This window comes from Streptomyces sp. NPDC050433 (assembly GCF_044458565.1).
Lineage (GTDB): Bacteria > Actinomycetota > Actinomycetes > Streptomycetales > Streptomycetaceae > Streptomyces.
Genome location: NZ_JBITIB010000002.1, coordinates 354,800 through 371,385 on the forward strand (window position 1 = coordinate 354,800; position 16,586 = coordinate 371,385).

General features: G+C 70.2%; 12 protein-coding genes and 1 pseudogene. 9 read left to right on the plus strand and 4 right to left on the minus strand.

Going from position 1 to position 16,586, the window contains the following annotated elements:
* Positions 1 to 27 precede the first annotated feature (27 nt).
* The 8 genes and pseudogenes from ACIBLA_RS04335 to ACIBLA_RS04370 all read left to right on the plus strand — a co-directional run bounded on the left by ACIBLA_RS04335 (position 28) and on the right by ACIBLA_RS04370 (position 8,364).
* Positions 28 to 1,155 carry an inositol-3-phosphate synthase gene (locus ACIBLA_RS04335; protein WP_363244256.1) on the plus strand — a complete coding sequence of 376 codons (1,128 nt, stop codon included), beginning with the start codon at positions 28 to 30 and terminating at the stop codon, positions 1,153 to 1,155.
* Positions 1,156 to 1,157: 2 nt separating this feature from the next.
* Positions 1,158 to 2,438: pseudogene (locus ACIBLA_RS04340) on the plus strand (UbiA family prenyltransferase); the annotation flags it as partial.
* On the plus strand, positions 2,435 to 3,280 hold the full coding sequence (locus ACIBLA_RS04345) for a sugar phosphate isomerase/epimerase family protein (RefSeq protein ID WP_363244258.1): 846 nt from the start codon (positions 2,435 to 2,437) through the stop codon (positions 3,278 to 3,280). The pseudogene ACIBLA_RS04340 and the gene ACIBLA_RS04345, both read left to right, overlap by 4 nt.
* Complete coding sequence (locus tag ACIBLA_RS04350; protein WP_363244259.1) at positions 3,277 to 3,873, plus strand: EboA domain-containing protein; 597 nt, start codon at positions 3,277 to 3,279, stop codon at positions 3,871 to 3,873. Before ACIBLA_RS04345 ends, ACIBLA_RS04350 begins: the two co-directional genes overlap by 4 nt.
* Positions 3,873 to 4,721: a TatD family hydrolase gene (locus ACIBLA_RS04355; protein ID WP_363244260.1), complete on the plus strand. Its 849-nt coding sequence runs from the start codon at positions 3,873 to 3,875 to the stop codon at positions 4,719 to 4,721. The genes ACIBLA_RS04350 and ACIBLA_RS04355 overlap by 1 nt, the downstream gene beginning before the upstream one ends.
* 3 nt (positions 4,722 to 4,724) lie before the next feature.
* Positions 4,725 to 5,894, plus strand: coding sequence for a metabolite traffic protein EboE (eboE, locus tag ACIBLA_RS04360; protein WP_363244261.1), 1,170 nt, complete (start codon positions 4,725 to 4,727; stop codon positions 5,892 to 5,894).
* A complete protein-coding gene (locus ACIBLA_RS04365; protein WP_399197704.1) occupies positions 5,891 to 7,297 on the plus strand; it encodes an alkaline phosphatase family protein in 1,407 nt (468 codons plus the stop codon). Before eboE ends, ACIBLA_RS04365 begins: the two co-directional genes overlap by 4 nt.
* A gap of 17 nt (positions 7,298 to 7,314) precedes the next feature.
* Positions 7,315 to 8,364 (plus strand): sugar phosphate isomerase/epimerase, encoded by a 1,050-nt coding sequence (locus ACIBLA_RS04370; protein ID WP_363244263.1) that lies wholly within the window; start codon positions 7,315 to 7,317, stop codon positions 8,362 to 8,364.
* 121 nt (positions 8,365 to 8,485) lie between these two features.
* Here ACIBLA_RS04370 and ACIBLA_RS04375 read toward each other — a convergent pair whose 3' ends face one another.
* From ACIBLA_RS04375 to ACIBLA_RS04390, 4 genes are all read right to left on the minus strand, one after another.
* Positions 8,486 to 9,874 carry an OFA family MFS transporter gene (locus tag ACIBLA_RS04375; RefSeq protein ID WP_363244264.1) on the minus strand — a complete coding sequence of 463 codons (1,389 nt, stop codon included), beginning with the start codon at positions 9,872 to 9,874 and terminating at the stop codon, positions 8,486 to 8,488.
* Between the two features lie 276 nt (positions 9,875 to 10,150).
* Complete coding sequence (locus ACIBLA_RS04380) at positions 10,151 to 12,250, minus strand: acetate--CoA ligase family protein (protein WP_399197747.1); 2,100 nt, start codon at positions 12,248 to 12,250, stop codon at positions 10,151 to 10,153.
* 47 nt (positions 12,251 to 12,297) lie between these two features.
* Positions 12,298 to 13,569, minus strand: coding sequence for a formyl-CoA transferase (gene frc, locus ACIBLA_RS04385; protein ID WP_399197705.1), 1,272 nt, complete (start codon positions 13,567 to 13,569; stop codon positions 12,298 to 12,300).
* A gap of 11 nt (positions 13,570 to 13,580) precedes the next feature.
* Positions 13,581 to 15,263 (minus strand): thiamine pyrophosphate-binding protein, encoded by a 1,683-nt coding sequence (locus tag ACIBLA_RS04390; RefSeq protein WP_363244267.1) that lies wholly within the window; start codon positions 15,261 to 15,263, stop codon positions 13,581 to 13,583.
* A 181-nt stretch (positions 15,264 to 15,444) separates the two neighbouring features.
* Here ACIBLA_RS04390 and sucC point away from each other — a divergent pair, with 181 nt between their 5' ends.
* Complete coding sequence (sucC, locus tag ACIBLA_RS04395; protein WP_363244268.1) at positions 15,445 to 16,578, plus strand: ADP-forming succinate--CoA ligase subunit beta; 1,134 nt, start codon at positions 15,445 to 15,447, stop codon at positions 16,576 to 16,578.
* Positions 16,579 to 16,586 lie beyond the last annotated feature (8 nt).

Below are 16,586 nucleotides of genomic sequence, written 5' to 3' on the forward strand. Positions count from 1 at the left end.
CACACCCACCCGGCAGGGAGGCAGCCCGTGACCAGCAACGATTCGACTGCAGGACGTACCGGAGTCTGGTTCGTCGGAGCACGCGGCTCCGTCGCGACGACAGCCGTGGCGGGATGCGCGGCGGTCGTCGCCGGGCTGCACCCCACGACCGGCATGGTCGCCGAGACCCCGCCCTTCGCCGGGTCCGGCCTGCCGGCGCTGTCCTCGCTGGTCTTCGGCGGCCACGACACCGCGAGCTGCCCCCTGCCGAAACGGGCCGAAGCGCTCACCGCGGCGGGAGTGCTGCCGCACGGCCTGCCGAACACGATCGCCACCGAACTGGAGGCGGCCGACGCGGAGATCCGCGTCGGCGGCCCGATGCCCGGCGACACGCGCACCGACGACGAACTGATAGCCGCGTTCGCCGACGACATCACCGCGTTCGTCCGGCGCACCGGCGTCGCGCGCGCCGTCGTCGTCAACGTCTCCTCCACCGAGCCCGAGCCCGCCGCTGACGACCCGCGGCTGCCGGCCAGCTCCCTCTACGCCGCCGCCGCGCTCAAGGCGGGCTGCGCGTACGTGAACTTCACTCCGTCGACCGGCCTGCGCAGCGCGGCCCTCGCGGACGCCGTCGAGACCAGCGGACTTCCCCACGCGGGCCGCGACGGCAAGACAGGCCAGACGCTGCTCCGTTCCGTGCTCGCCCCGATGTTCGTCCAGCGCGCCCTCGATGTCAGGGCCTGGTCGGGCACCAACCTGCTGGGCGGCGGGGACGGAGCGGCGCTGGCCGACCCGGCGGCGGCGGCGGCCAAGAACGCGGGCAAGGAGCGGGTCCTCGCCGACACGCTCGGGATCGCGCCCGAGGGCGAGGTGCACATCGACGACGTGCCCGCGCTCGGTGAGTGGAAGACCGCGTGGGACCACATCGCGTTCGACGGGTTCCTCGGCTCCCGCATGATCCTCCAGACCATCTGGCAGGGCTGCGACTCGGCGCTCGCCGCGCCGCTCGTCCTGGACCTGGCCCGACTGGTCTCCCGTGCCCACGAGGCGGGGCTGAGCGGGCCGCTGCCCGAACTGGGCTTCTATTTCAAGGACCCGGACGGCGGACCGGCCGCGCTGGCGGAACAGTTCGACGCGCTCCTCTCCTTCGCCGAGCGCCTGAGGGAGAGCAAGTGAGCTTGCGCGCCTGGGCCGAACTCCTGCGGGTGTCCGCGCTGTTCACGGTCCCGGGCGACGCCCTGGCCGGCGCGGCGTCCACCGGCGTCCGGCCCAACCGCGGCACGGCGCTGGCCGTGGCGTCGTCCCTGTGCCTGTACGAGGCGGGGATGGCGCTCAACGACTGGGCCGACCGCGACGAGGACGCCGTGGAGCGCCCGCACCGCCCGATCCCGTCGGGCCGCATCACCCCGAACGCGGCGCTGACGGCGGCGGGCGCCCTGACGGCCACCGGCCTTCTCTTCGCCTCCCGCGCGGGCCGCCCGACGCTGGCCCTCAGTACGGCGCTGGCGGCCACGGTCTGGGCGTACGACCTCCGCCTGAAGCACACTCCGGCGGGCCCGGCGGCGATGGGCGCGGCCCGCGCGCTGGACGTCCTGCTGGGAGCGGCGGCAACGCACGCGGCGTCCCGCCGCACCCCGCCCCGCCAGGGTTCGCCGACCGGCTCCGTTGGGACCCTGGTGAGCAGGCTCACCGGCTCGGTGGGCCGCCCGGTGGTGGAGGCCGCCTCGACGTCACCGCGGCGAGGCGTGCTGGCGCGCCTGTCGGCGTGGGCGGACGGCTCGACGCCACGACGCGGCCGGGGGTCCCGCTCCGGCCGGACACCGACGGCGTCGGTCTCTCGGGACCGTTCGACGCCGGGGGGCGCCCCGGCGAGCAAGCTCAACGGTTCGGCTCCCCGCGGGGCGTCCGAGGCTGCCGTCTCGACGGCGCGGTTCTCGTCTCCGCCCACCGGGCGGGACGTGCTGGCGCGGATGTCCGCGTGGGCCAACGGCCCGGTGGAGCCCCTGGCCTCCCGGAGCGCCGGGCCGGCGGGTGAGCAGCACGCCGTGCCGCGCAGTGCCCTCGCCCCCGCCGCGCTCCTCGGTGCGCATACCGTCGCCGTCACCACCGTCTCGCGCCGCGAGGTGTACGGCGGGTCCGTCGGGGCGCCGCTCGGTGCGCTCGTCGTCACCGGGGTGCTCGGCGGGGTCGTCGGGCGGCCCCGTACACCCGGCGGCGCCGCGCTCGTCACCGGCGGTCTCGCCGCCGCGTACGCCGTTACCGCCGGGCGGCCCTTCCTGCACGCCGCGCTCAACCCCTCACCCCAGCTCACCCAACGGGCCGTCGGCGGCGGGATCCGCGCCATGATCCCGTTCCAGGCCGCGCTCGCGGCGCGCGGTGGGGCCCCGGGGATCGGGCTCGCCGTCATGGGGCTCGTACCACTGGCCAGGAAGCTCGCGAGAAAGGTGAGTGTGACATGACCATCCGCTACGGATACGGCACCAACGGGCTCACCGACCTGCGTCTGGACGACGCGCTCGGGCTGCTCGCCGACCTCGGGTACGACGGGGTCGGGCTGACGCTCGACCATATGCATCTCGACCCGCTCGCCCCCGAACTCGCCGCCCGCACCCGCAAGGTGGCCGCCCGCCTCACCGAACTCGGCCTCGGCGTCACCGTCGAGACCGGCGCCCGCTACGTGCTCGACCCGCGCCGTAAGCACGGCCCCACCCTTCTCGACCCCGACCCGGCCGCCCGCGCCGCCCGCACCGGGCTGCTCGTCACCGCCGTACAGGTCGCGGCCGATCTCGGCGCGCACGCCGTGCACTGCTTCAGCGGCATCACGCCCGACGGCACGGACACGGACACCGCCTGGAAGCGGCTGGAGGAGTCGATCACCCCGGTCGTCGACGCCGCGCGGACCGCCGGCATCCCCGTCGCCATCGAGCCCGAACCCGGCCATCTCCTCTCCGACATCGCCGGCTTCCACCACCTCAGAGGGCTCCTCGGCGACCCCGAACCCCTCGGCCTGACCCTCGACATCGGCCACTGCCAGTGCCTGGAGGAGGCGTCGCCCGCCGACTGCGTACGGGACGCCGGGCCCTGGCTGCGCCACGTACAGATCGAGGACATGCGACGCGGCGTGCACGAGCATCTGCCCTTCGGCGACGGCGAGATCGACTTCCCGCCCGTGCTGGCCGCCCTCGACGCCACCGGCTACCAGGGCCTGACCGTCGTGGAGTTGCCGCGCCACTCGCACGCCGGCCCCGAAATGGCCCGTACCTCCCTGGACTTCCTGCGCTCGAAGGGAGCATCGGCATGAACCGCGAGGAGATCGCCGAACGGCTCGACAGCACGGCCGTCGCCTGGCTGGACCACGCACTCGCCGTGGCGGCCGAAACGGCCGAGAAGACCGACAACGTTGCCGTCCCCAAGTGGGAGCTCCGCTTCGCCGCCGCCGGCCGCCACTGCGGCCAGGAGAACGCCGACGACGTCCGCGTCCTGCTCCTCCAGCACGCCGCCGCCGACGTCGCCACCCTCACCCGCCTCTACCAGCAGGGCGCCGCCGCCGAGCGCCGCGCCGTACTCCTCGCCCTGCCGCACCGCGTCCCCGGCCCCGAGGCCCTGCCGCTCGTCGAGGACGCCCTGCGCACCAACGACACCAGGCTCGTCGAGGCGGCCGTCGGCCCGTACGCCGCCGACCATCTCGACCCGCACGCCTGGCGGCACGCCGTACTGAAGTGCCTCTTCACCGGCGTGCCCGTCGCCGCCGTCGCCGGCGCGGAAGGCCGCGCCCACGGCGACGCCGAACTCGCCCGGATGCTCACGGACTACGCGTCCGAACGCACCGCGGCGGGCCGGCCGGTCCCACCGGACCTGCACCGCGTACTGAACATGACCGGCGAGGAGTCCTGATGCGTATCTTCGACCCCCACATCCACATGACCTCCCGCACCACGGACGACTACCAGGCCATGTACGCCTCCGGAGTCCGCGCGCTCGTCGAGCCCTCCTTCTGGCTCGGCCAGCCCCGCACGTCGCCCGCCAGCTTCTACGACTACTTCGACGCGCTCCTCGGCTGGGAGCCCTTCCGCGCCGCGCAGTACGGCATCGCGCACCACTGCACGCTCGCCCTCAACCCCAAGGAGGCGAACGACCCGCGCTGCACCCCCGTCCTGGAAGAACTGCCGCGTTACCTCGTCAAGGACGGCGTCGTCGCCGTCGGCGAGATCGGCTACGACTCCATGACCCCCGCCGAGGACGTCGCGCTCGCCACCCAGCTCCAGCTCGCCGCCGAGTACGCGCTGCCGGCGATGGTCCACACCCCGCACCGCGACAAGCTGACCGGCCTGCGCCGCACCATCGACGTCGTCGCCGAGTCGAACCTCGACCCCGAGCACGTCCTGCTCGACCACCTCAACGAGACGACCGTCAAGGACGCGGCGGAGTCGGGCAGTTGGCTCGGCTTCTCCATCTACCCCGACACCAAGATGGACGAGGACCGGATGGTCGCCGTGCTGCGCTCCCACGGCACCGACCGCGTCCTCGTCAACTCCGCCGCCGACTGGGGCAAGAGCGACCCGCTCAAGACCCGCAAGGTCGGCGACGCGATGCTCGCGGCCGGCTTCTCCGACGACGACGTCGACAAGGTCCTGTGGCGCAACCCCGTCGCGTTCTACGGCCTCAGCGGCAGACTCCAGCTCGACGTCCCCGCACCGGAAGCCCTGCACGAGGGGAACTCGATCCTCCGCGGCGGTGAGTGACCCATGCGCTTCCGCCACCCCGACGGCTCCACCGTCCATCTCTCGTACTGCACCAACGTCCACCCCGCCGAGAACCTCGAAGGCGTCCTGGCCCAACTGCGTGACCACTGCGAGCCGGTACGCAAACGCCTCGGCCGCGACCGCCTCGGCATCGGCCTCTGGCTCGCCCGCGGCGCCGCCCGCTCCCTGATCAACGATCCCGTCCAACTGCGCGGGCTGAAAGGCGAGTTGGAGCGGCGGGGCCTGGAGGTCGTCACCCTCAACGGATTCCCGTACGAGGGCTTCGGCGCCGAAGAGGTCAAGTACCGCGTCTACAAGCCGGACTGGGCCGACCCCGAGCGCCTCGCCCACACCACCGACCTCGCGCGCCTCCTCGCCTCCCTGCTGCCCGACGACGTCACCGACGGCTCCGTCTCGACCCTGCCGCTCGCCTGGCGCACCGCCTTCGACGACACCGCGGCCCGCACCGCCCACGCCGCCCTCACCACCCTCGCCGAACGGCTCGACGCCCTGGAGGAGTTGACCGGCAAATCCATCCGGATCGCGCTGGAGCCCGAGCCCGGCTGCACCGTCGAGACCACCGCCGACGCGATAGGCCCGCTCACCGACGTCGCCAGCGCCCGCATCGGTATCTGCGTCGACACCTGCCATCTCGCCACCTCCTTCGAGGACCCGGCGACCGCGCTGAAGGCCCTCGCCGACGCCGGCGTCACCATCCCCAAGGCCCAGCTCTCCGCCGCGCTGCACGCGGAGCACCCCCATCTGCCCGAGGTACGCGAGGCGTTGGCCGCCTTCGCCGAGCCGCGCTTCCTGCACCAGACCCGCACCCGCACGGCGGCCGGTCTGCGCGGCACCGACGACCTCGAAGAGGCCCTGTCCGGTGAGGCGTTGCCCGACGGTGCCCCCTGGCGCTCCCACTTCCACGTCCCGCTGCACGCACCCCCCGCCCCGCCCCTGACCTCCACCCTCCCCGTACTCCAGGACACCCTCGCCCGGCTCGTCGGCGGCCCCGAACCGCTCACCCGCCACCTGGAGGTCGAGACGTACACCTGGCAGGCGCTCCCGCCCGAGCTGCGCCCCCGCTCACGGGGCAGGCTCGCCGAGGGCATCGCCGCCGAACTGACGCTGGCCCGCGACCTCCTGGTCGAGCTGGGTCTCAAGGAGCTGCCATGACCCCCGACCCCACCGCCGCCGCCACGCCCAAGCCCACCCCCCTGCTGGTGCTGGACGTCGTCGGGCTCACGCCCCAGCTCCTGGCCCATATGCCGAACCTCAAGAAGCTGGCCGCCGCGGGCTCGCAGGGCCCGCTGACCACCGTGCTGCCCGCCGTCACCTGTAGCGCGCAGTCCACCTTCCTCACCGGCGCCCTGCCCTCCGAGCACGGCATCGTCGGCAACGGCTGGTACTTCCGCGAACTGGGCGACGTGCTGCTGTGGCGCCAGCACAACGGACTGGTCTCCGGCGACAAGCTCTGGGACGCCGCCCGCCGAGTGCACCCCGGCTACACCGTCGCCAACATCTGCTGGTGGTACGCGATGGGCGCGGACACCGACTACACCGTCACCCCCCGCCCGGTGTACTACGCCGACGGCCGCAAGGAACCCGACTGCTACACCCGGCCGCCCGCCCTGCACGACGAACTGACCGACAAACTCGGCACGTTCCCCCTCTTCCACTTCTGGGGCCCCGGCGCCGACCTCGTCTCCTCCCAGTGGATCATCGACGCCACCCGCCACATCATCGACACCCGCCACCCCGACCTGGCGCTGTGCTACCTCCCGCACCTGGACTACGACCTCCAGCGCTACGGCCCCGACGACCCCCGCTCCCTCCAGGCGGCCCGCGAACTCGACGCGGCGATGGGCCCGTTGCTGGACGACGCGCGCGCCGAGGGCCGAACGGTCGTCGCCCTGTCCGAGTACGGCATCACCAACGTCTCCCGGCCCGTCGACATCAACCGGGCCCTGCGCCGCGCCGGACTGCTCGAAGTCCACACCCAGGACGGCATGGAGTACCTGGACCCGATGGCCTCCCGTGCCTTCGCCGTCTCCGACCACCAGATCTCGCACATCTACGTACGCCGCCCCGAGGACCTGGACGCGGCCCGCGAGGCGCTGAAGGACCTCAAGGGGATCGAGGAGATCCTGGACGACGAGGGCAAGAAGAGGCACGGCCTGGACCACCCGCGCTCCGGCGAACTCGTCGCCGTAGCCGAACCGGACGCCTGGTTCACGTACTACTACTGGCTGGACGACGACAAGGCGCCCGACTTCGCCCAACTGGTCGAGATCCACCGCAAGCCGGGCTACGACCCCGTCGAGCTGTTCATGGACCCCCTCGACCCGTACGTGAAGCTCAAGGCGGCCAAGGCCATCGCCCGCAAGAAGCTCGGCATGCGCTACCGGCTCGCCGTCGTCCCCCTGGACCCCTCACCGATCCGCGGCAGCCACGGCCGCCTTCCCACGAGCGAGGAAGAAGGTCCGCTCATCCTCTGCTCCACCCCCGAAGCCGTCACCGGCCGCACCGAGGCCACCGACGTGAAATCCCTGCTCCTCACTCTCGCAGGACTGCACTGACCTAAGGAGTTCCACGCATGAGCCGCAAGAAGTCAGTCGACCCGGAGCTCGCAGCCAAGCTCAGCAGGCGCAACATGCTGGGGGTGGCCGCCGGTACCGGCGCCGCCGCCATACTCGGCCTCTCGGCGGCGGCCACCCCCGCCGCCGCGGCGGACCGTCAGCACGATCGCGGCCACGGCACCGAGCCCGTCCTCACTCCGGGCCACCTCGGCATCCAGCTCTACTCGCTGCGTGACAAGGTCAACTCGCTCGGCTTCGCGAAGGTCTTCGCGGAGCTGGAGCGCTTCGGCTACGACGAGATCGAGTTCGCGGGTTACAGCCAGGGCAGCGCCGGCGCCATCACCATCCCCCAGCTCCGGAAGCTGGCCAGGAACCACGGTCTGCGTCCGATCGGCAGCCACGTCAACTACGCCGACGACAACAACCCCAACGCGTACAGCTTCGCCCAGAACCTGGAGAAGGTGCTGGACGACGCCCAGGCGATGGGCCTGGACCACATCGGCACCGCGTCGGGCCCCTTCCGGCACGGCAACACCGTCGACGCCTTGAAGCGGGCGGCCGAGGACTTCAACACCTACGGCGCCGCCGCCCGCAAGCGCGGCATGAAGTTCTACCAGCACAACCACGCCGAGGAGTTCTCCTTCGCGAGCGACCAGCCCGGCGTCCGCCTCTACGACGTCCTGCTCGCGGAGACCGACCCCAAGCTCGTCTATCTGGAGATGGACATCTACTGGGCGTTCGCCGCCAAGCACCGCTTCAGCCAGACCGGTGACGGCAAGCCCGCGCCGTTCGAGCCGCTGAGCTACGTGCTCAAGCAGCCCGACCGCTACCCCCTCTTCCACGTCAAGGACGGCGTGCGGAACGAGGAGGCACGCGACGGCTACGACATGGTCGACGTCGGCGACGGCGACATCGACTACAAGAAGTTCATCTCGGCCGTGAACAAGACCCACAACGGCCGCAGGGACCACCACTGGCAGGCGGAGCACGACAACCCCGTCGACTCCATCCTGTTCGCCGAGAAGTCGGCCGACCACCTGCACTCGCTGCGCGAGAAGCGCTGCTGACGGCACCGCCGGCCGGTCCGATGCGAGGACCGCATGACGGAGCCCCCTGTACGACTCCTTCCGGAGCCGCACAGGGGGCCTCGTACGCGTGTTCAGGATCCGTCTGTCCCGATGGTTCCGCTCAGGCGTCCTCCCGGCCGATCGGGTTCGGATTCGCCTGGATCTTCTTGATGTCCGGCCTGCCGGGCGCCCTCAGGAAGGTCGCGAGGCACGCCGAGAACAACCCGACGCCACCGGCGATGATGAACGCCGTGTTGTAGCCCCAGTTGCTCACCACGACTCCACCCACACCGGCACCGACCAGGCCGGAGATGAGCTTGGAGCTGTAGACCATGCCGTAGTTCGACGCGTTGTTGTTCTCGCCGAAGTAGTCCGCCGTCATGGCCGCGAACAGCGGGAAGATCGCGCCGCCGCCGAAGCCGGAGATCATCGAGCAGACCAGGAACAGCGGCATGTTGCCGATCGAACCGGAGGCCAGCACGCCGAACTGCGACATGCCCAGGACGATGCAGACGAAGATCAGTGTCTGACGGCGTCCGTACTTGTCGGATATCCAGCCGATGACGCCGCGTCCCGTGCCGTTCACGATGGCCTTCAGCGACATGGCCGTGGCCACGATCCCGCCGGCGAAGCCCATTTCCTTGCCGAACGGCACCTGCATCGCGATACCGAAGATGTTGATGCCCGCCGTGCAGAGCAGGCAGAACCACATCATCCACAGGACCGGGACCCGTGCCGCTTCCTTCGGTGTGTACTGCCGGACGGCCGGCGGGTTCTTCTCCAGCGCGCGCCGGATCCTCGGGTCGTCCGAGACCTTCAGCGGGTCGGCGCCCTCGGGCCACCAGTACTTCGGCGGGTCCTTGAAGAACCAGCCCGAGACCGCGACCATCACACAGCAGATGACACCCACGAAGACGAGAACGCCCTGGTAGTTGCTGAGGTCCATGTATGAGGTGAACAGGAAGACGAAGGGCACCGAGCCGTAGGCGAAACCGCCGTTGACGAGGCCGGTCTTGCCTCCCTTGCGCTCCGGATACCACTTGCCGACCATGTTGACGCAGGTCGCGTAGACCAGACCCGCGCCGATACCGCTGAACATACCGAAGCCGATGTACGCCACGATCACGTGCGGCGCGTAGGCCAGGGAGAGATAGCCCAGCAGCGTGCCGAGCGCGCCGAGCATCATCGCGTAGCGGGCGGGCAGCTTGCCGCTCTCACGGAGCTGCCCCGCGGGGAAGGCCACGGCCGCCTGGAAGAAGATCCAGACACCCATCAGCCAGAAGATGTGCCCGCTGCTCCACATGTGTGCCGTGTGGAGAGTGTCCTCGGCCGCGGTGAACGCGTACTCCGAGGAGCTGATGCCCATCATCCCGATCCACGGGAAGAGCACCATCGTCCAGCGCGGCCGGCCCATGATCTGCCGGTCGGACTGCCCGATCCGGTAGATACGGCCGTTCCGGTCCGTCACCTCCTGGTAGGGGACAGATGCGGAGATGTCAGTTGTCGCCATTGTCGATCGAACCCCTTGCGTCGAAGAAGTCAGGCCAGCGCCCCCTGTCCGTTCTCTTCGTGCGGGGGGCCTGCGATGAGCGGAATCCACAGGCCCCCTGGGTCGCACCGTCAGCTCATCCGGCGCCTCCCCACAATCCCGAGCCCCGCGTTCCGGGGGCCCGGCGGCTCCGCGACCCGGCCCTCACAGCAACCCCGCCGCCCGTGCCCACCGGCAGTGTTGTTCCGGGGGGCAACCCCCGGACCCCCGGCCGGTGTTCGGCCCGCGACCCGGCCCTCACAGCAACCCCGCCGCCCGCGCCCACCGGTACTTCGCGCCAAGCACCTCGACCGGCTTCTCCGTGGTGTACGGGTACGCCACGACGCCCCGTTCGTAGAGGTACTGGCACGCGGCCTCCACCTCGACGTCGCCCGCCAGCGACGCCACCACCGGCTTCTCGATGCCGCGTTCCCTGAACTCCGCCACCACCCGCGCCGTCAGCTCGGCGAAGACCATCGGCGGGGTGACGATCGTGTGCCAGTAACCGAGGACCAGGGAGTGGATCCGGGGATCCTCCAACCCCAGCCGGATCGTGGCCTCGTACGTCGACGGCGGCTCGCCGCCCGTGATGTCCACCGGGTTGCCCGCCGCCCCGAAGGGCGGGATGAAGGCGCGGAACGCCTCGTCCAGATCCGGCGGAATCTCCATCAGGGACAGGCCGTTGTCGACGATCGCGTCCGACAGCAGCACACCCGATCCGCCGGCGCCCGTGATGATCACGACGTTGTCGCCCTTGGGAGTGGGGAGTACAGGCAGTCCGCGCGCGTACTCCAGCATGTCGCTCAGCCCCGGCGCCCTGATGACTCCGGACTGCCGCAGGATGTCCTCGTACACCGCGTCGTCGCCCGCCAGGGCCCCGGTGTGCGAGCCCGCCGCCTTCGCGCCGGCCGCCGTACGCCCGGCCTTCAGGACCACCACCGGCTTCTTCGGGACGGTCGCGCGCGCCGCCTCGACGAAGGCGCGGCCGTCCTTCAGGTCCTCCAGGTGCATCGCGATGCAGTCGGTGTTGTCGTCCTCACCGAACCAGGTCAGCAGGTCGTCCTCGTCGAGGTCCGACTTGTTGCCGAGCCCGACGATCGCCGACACGCCCGTCCTGGTGGTCCTCGCGAAGCCGAGGATCGCCATCCCGATGCCGCCGGACTGCGAGGTCAGTGCCACGCCGCCCTTGACGTCGTACGGGGTGCAGAAAGTCGCGCAGAGGTCCTGCCAGGTGGAGTAGTAGCCGTAGATGTTCGGCCCGAGCAGCCGGATCCCGTTCTCCTCGGCGATCGTCACGATCTGCTGCTGCAACTCGTGCTCGCCGGTCTCGGCGAAACCCGAGGGGATCAGGACGGCGTTGGGGATGTTCTTGCGGCCGACCTCGGTGAGCGCGGTGGCGACGAACTTCGCGGGAATCGCGAATATCGCCACGTCAGGCTCACCAGGAACATCCATCACGCTCTTGTACGCCTTGCGGCCGAGAATGTCATCGGCTTTGGGGTTGACCGGGTAGATCTCGCCCGCGAAACCCCCGTCGATGAGGTTCCGCATGACCGAATTTCCGATCTTGCCGTCCTCGTTGGACGCACCGATGACCGCCACCGAACGCGGCTCCATGAGCCGGCGCATCGAGGTCAGGATCTCCTCGCGCGAGTAGCTGCGCCGTACGGCCGGCGCCTCGTCGGTGAGCAGGATCCGTACGTCGGCCGCCATCACTCCGCTCGCCGAGGCGAAGACCGGGTTGAGGTCCACCTCCGCGATACCGGGGAAGTCGGCCGCCAACTGCGAGACCCGCACCACGAGATCGGCCAGCGCGTCACGGTCGACCGCCGCGCCGCCCCGTACACCGCGCAGGATCTCCGCGGCCCGGATGCCGTCCAGCATGGACAGCGCGTCGTCCTTGGAGGCCGGCGCGAGCCGGAAGGTGACGTCCTTCAGCACCTCCACCAGGACACCGCCGAGCCCGAAGGCCACGACCTTGCCGAAGGTGGGGTCCGTGACGGTCCCGATCAGGATCTCGGTGCCCGCGGGCACCATCTGCTGCACCTGGACGCCGAGGATCTGCGCCTTCGGGTCGTACGCCCGCGCGTTGGAGACGATCGAGGTGAACGCGGAGCGCACCTCGGCCGCCGAACCGACGCCGATCTGCACGCCGCCCGCGTCCGTCTTGTGCAGGATCTCGGGCGAGACGATCTTCATCGCGACGGGGAAACCGAGCCGGGCCGCCACGGCCACGGCGTCGTCCGCCGATTCCGCCAGCGCCTCACCCGGTGTCGGGATGCCGTACGCGTCCGTCACCGCCTTGCCCTCGGGCGCGGTGAGTGAGGTACGCCCCTGTGCGAGCGCGGCCTCGATGATCGCCCCGACGGCATCCTTGTCGGGCTTGAACTGATGGCTGTCCGCCACTAGATGACTCCGTTCGTCTTCAACAGGCGCAGTTCCTCGTCGCCGAGCCCGAGCTCGCCGACGTACACCTCCGCGTTGTGCTCGCCGAGCAGCGGAGATGAGGTGATCTGGACAGGGGAGTCGGAGAGCTTCAACGGGCTCCCGACCGTGGTGAAGGTCCCGCGCTGCGGATGCTCGACCTCGACGACCATGTCGTTGGCCGCGAGCGAGGGGTCCTCGATGATCTCCTTGGTGGAGAGGATCGGGCCGCACGGGATGTTGTGCGCGTTGAGCTTCTCCAGCACCTCCCACTTGGGAAGCGTCGAGGACCACTCCTCGATGAGCTGGAACATCTTGCCCAGCTTGGTGAGACGGGCCTCGGGAGTCGCCCACTCGGGGTCCTCGGCCAGTTCGGGCCGGCCGATCAGCTCGCTGACGGGCTTCCAGCCGACCGGCTGCACGATCACGTACACGTAGTCGTTGGGGCCGCCCGGCGCGCACTTGACCGCCCAGCCGGGCTGGCCGCCACCGCTGGCGTTGCCCGAGCGGGGGACCTCGTCGCCGAAGTCCTCGTTCGGGTACTCGGCCAACGGGCCGTGCGACAGGCGCTGCTGGTCGCGGAGCTTGACCCGGCAGAGGTTGAGCACGGCGTGCTGCATCGCGACGTTCACGCGCTGCCCGCGCCCGGTGGCGGTCCGCTGGTAGAGCGCGGCCAGGATGGCGGCCACCGCGTGCATGCCGGTGCCGGAGTCGCCGATCTGCGAGCCGGTCGCCAGCGGCGGACCGTCCTCGAAGCCGGTGGTCGACATCGAGCCGCCCATCGCCTGTGCGACGACCTCGTACGCCTTGAAGTTGGTGTACGGGCCTTCGCCGAAGCCCTTGATGGAGGCGTACACGATCTTCGGGTTGATCTCCTGGATCTTCTCCCAGGTGAATCCCATCCGGTCGACCGCGCCGGGGCCGAAGTTCTCGACCATCACGTCGGAGCGGCGGATGAGTTCGGTCAGGAGCTCCTTGCCGCGCTCGGTCTTGGTGTTGAGCGTGACGCTGCGCTTGTTGCAGTTGAGCATCGTGAAGTACAGCGAGTCGACATCGGGGATGTCGCGCAGCTGTTTACGGGTGATGTCGCCCGTCGGTGCCTCCACCTTCACCACGTCGGCGCCGAGCCAGGCGAGGATCTGGGTGGCCGAGGGACCGGACTGCACATGCGTCATGTCGAGGACACGGACACCGCTCAGTGCCTGGGGGCTCGTGTCGGGGGAGTTCTCCGGGGCTACTTGAGCCTGGGTCATCATGGCCTCCCTTACTTGTACATGGTCTGGTTCATGGTTCCGGGGGCGTACGCGTCGGGGTCGACCCAGACGTTGATCAGCGAGGGCAGCCCGGACTCACGGGCCCGCTGGAGCGCGGGCGCGATGTCGGCCGGGTCCCTGACCTCTTCGCCGTAACCGCCCAGCATCTGGGCGAACTTGTCGTAGTGGACGTCGCCGAGGGTGTTGCCGATCCGCTCGCGCTCGTCGCCGTACTTGGCCTTCTGGCCGTAACGGATCTGGTTCATCGACGAGTTGTTGCCGACGATGCCGACGAACGGCAGGTTGTAGCGGACCAGCGTCTCGAAGTCCCAGCCCGTCAGCGAGAAGGCGCCGTCGCCGAAGAGCGCCACGACCTCCTTGTCCGGCCGTGCCTTCTTCGCCGCGAGGACGAAGGGGACACCGACGCCGAGCGTGCCGAGCGGGCCCGGGTCCATCCAGTGGCCCGGCGACTTGGGCTGCACGACCTGGCCCGAGAAGGTGACGATGTCGCCGCCGTCGCCGATGTAGATCGAGTCCTCGGTGAGGAAGTCGTTGATCTCGCTGACCAGCCGGTAGGGGTGGATCGGTGAGCTGTCCTTGCGCAGATTCGGCAGCCGCTTCTCGATCGCGGTCTGCTCGGCCGCGCGCAGCTCCTCCAGCCACGCCTTGCGCTTGACGGAGCCGCCGTTGATGCGACCGCTCGCCGCCTCGGTGACCGACTTCAGGATCAGGCCGGCGTCGCCGACGATGCCGAGGTCGATGTCGCGGTTCTTGCCCACGGTGCGGTAGTCGAGATCGATCTGGACGACCGTCGCGTCGGGCGAGAGCCGCTTGCCGTATCCCATCCGGAAGTCGAACGGGGTGCCGACGATGATGATGAGGTCGGCGTTGGTGAAGGCGTAGCGGCGCGAGAGCTGGAAGTGGTGCGGATCGCCGGGCGGCAGGGTGCCTCGTCCCGCGCCGTTCATGTAGGCGGGGACGTTCAGCGTCCGTACCAGTTCGATGGCGTCGTCCGTGGCCCGTGTGGTCCACACCTGGCTGCCGAGCAGGATCGCCGGCTTCTCGGCGTGCACGAGCAGATCGGCGAGCTTCTCGATGGCCGCGGGGTCTCCGGCCGAACGGGTCGAGGCCCGGTACTGGCCGGCCTTGGGTACGCGTGCCGTCTCGGCCGGGACCTTCGCGTCGAGGACATCGCGCGGAATCTCCAGGAAGGACGGGCCGGGAGCACCGTTGTAGCACTCGCGGAAGGCCATGGAGACCATGTCGGCGGCACGGGCCGTGCCGGGCACCGTCGCGGCGAACTTGGTGATCGGCGTCATCATGTCCACGTGCGGCAGGTCCTGGAGCGAGCCCATCTTGTGCTGGGTGAGCGCGCCCTGGCCGCCGATGAGCAGCATGGGTGACTCGGCGCGGAAGGCGTTGGCGACACCGGTGACGGCGTCGGTCGTGCCCGGTCCGGCGGTGACGACGGCGCAGCCGGGCTTGCCGGTGATGCGCGCGTAGCCGTCGGCGGCGTGGGCGGCGACCTGCTCGTGACGTACGTCGACGACTTCGATGCCCTCGTCGACGCAGCCGTCGTAGATGTCGATGATGTGGCCGCCACAGAGTGTGTAGATGACCTCGACACCTTCTGCCTTGAGTGCCTTGGCGACCAGATGACCACCGGAGATGAGTTCCTGGCTGTCGTCGGGCATGAGGTTGTCCTGTCCCTTCGTAGGGGAGCTGGGGGGCTCTTGGGGGATGCTCCCCAGGGCTCCCGCGATGGATTGCATACAGTCGACGAATACTGTATGAAGCTTGTTATCCCGCATTCGGTGGGTGGTGTCCAGGGGGCGTGCGGCACTTTCATTCCTTTCTGTTGCAGTGGGAGCCGGCATGGATCTGTACGAGCACCAAGCCAGAGACCTGTTCGCGGAGTACGGCATCGCCGTGCCGGAGGCCGAAACCGTCGAGTTCGCCAGGGAAGCCGCCCTCGCGGCCGAGCGGCTCGGCGGCCGGGTCGTCGTCAAGGCACAGGTGAAGACCGGGGGCCGGGGCAAGGCCGGCGGGGTGAAGCTCGCGGCCGACCCGGCCGCAGCCGAACTGACCGCCCGCCAGATCCTCGGGATGGACATCAAGGGCCACACCGTCCGTACGGTGATGCTGGCCCAACCGGTGGACATCGAGACCGAGTTCTACGTCAGCTACGTGCTCGACCGTGCCGCGGGGACCTTCCTCGCGATCGCGTCCGCCGAAGGCGGTATGGAGATCGAGGAGGTGGCGGCCACCCGCCCCGAGGCGGTGGCCCGGATCCCCGTCGACCCGGCCGAGGGAGTCACGGCGGCCAAGGCGGCGGAGATCGCGGCGGCGGCGGGGCTGCCGCCGGAGGCCGCCCCCGTACTCGAATCGCTCTGGCACGTCCTGATCCGGGAGGACGCCCTGCTCGTCGAGGTCAACCCGCTCGTCCGGACAACGGACGGGCGGATCCTCGCACTTGACGGAAAAGTGACCCTGGACGACAACGCCCGCTTCCGCCAGAGCCGTTGGGGCGACGACCAGCAGGACCCCGGCGCCGACCCGCTGGAGGCCGCGGCAGCCGCCAAGGGCCTCAACTACGTCAAGCTCGACGGCGAGGTCGGCATCATCGGCAACGGTGCGGGACTCGTCATGTCGACCCTCGACGTCGTCGCCGGCTGCGGCGCCCGCCCCGCCAACTTCCTCGACATCGGAGGCGGCGCCTCGGCGCAGGTCATGGCCGACGGACTGTCCGTTATCCTGTCCGACCCCGACGTGAAGTCCGTGTTCGTCAACGTGTTCGGCGGGATCACCGCCTGCGACGCCGTCGCAGACGGCATCGTCCAGGCCCTGGAATCCGTCCGGTTGACCAAACCGCTCGTCGTACGCCTCGACGGCAACAGCGCCGCGCGGGGCCGCGCCATCCTCGACGACCGTGCGCATCCCCTCGTCGAGCAGGCCACGACGATGGACGGCGCCGCGCGCCAGGCCGCCGTACTCGCGAACGCCGGATAACGGGAAGA

What these genes read in the sequence shown, in the direction of transcription:
- ACIBLA_RS04345 (WP_363244258.1), top strand. Translation starts at nt 2,435, where the DNA reads ATGACCATCCGCTACGGATACGGCACCAACGGGCTCACCGACCTGCGT.
- ACIBLA_RS04350 (WP_363244259.1), top strand. Translation starts at nt 3,277, where the DNA reads ATGAACCGCGAGGAGATCGCCGAACGGCTCGACAGCACGGCCGTCGCC.
- ACIBLA_RS04355 (WP_363244260.1), top strand. Translation starts at nt 3,873, where the DNA reads ATGCGTATCTTCGACCCCCACATCCACATGACCTCCCGCACCACGGAC.
- eboE (WP_363244261.1), top strand. Translation starts at nt 4,725, where the DNA reads ATGCGCTTCCGCCACCCCGACGGCTCCACCGTCCATCTCTCGTACTGC.
- ACIBLA_RS04365 (WP_399197704.1), top strand. Translation starts at nt 5,891, where the DNA reads ATGACCCCCGACCCCACCGCCGCCGCCACGCCCAAGCCCACCCCCCTG.
- ACIBLA_RS04370 (WP_363244263.1), top strand. Translation starts at nt 7,315, where the DNA reads ATGAGCCGCAAGAAGTCAGTCGACCCGGAGCTCGCAGCCAAGCTCAGC.
- ACIBLA_RS04375 (WP_363244264.1), bottom strand. Translation starts at nt 9,874, where the DNA reads ATGGCGACAACTGACATCTCCGCATCTGTCCCCTACCAGGAGGTGACG.
- frc (WP_399197705.1), bottom strand. Translation starts at nt 13,569, where the DNA reads ATGACCCAGGCTCAAGTAGCCCCGGAGAACTCCCCCGACACGAGCCCC.
- ACIBLA_RS04390 (WP_363244267.1), bottom strand. Translation starts at nt 15,263, where the DNA reads ATGCCCGACGACAGCCAGGAACTCATCTCCGGTGGTCATCTGGTCGCC.
- sucC (WP_363244268.1), top strand. Translation starts at nt 15,445, where the DNA reads ATGGATCTGTACGAGCACCAAGCCAGAGACCTGTTCGCGGAGTACGGC.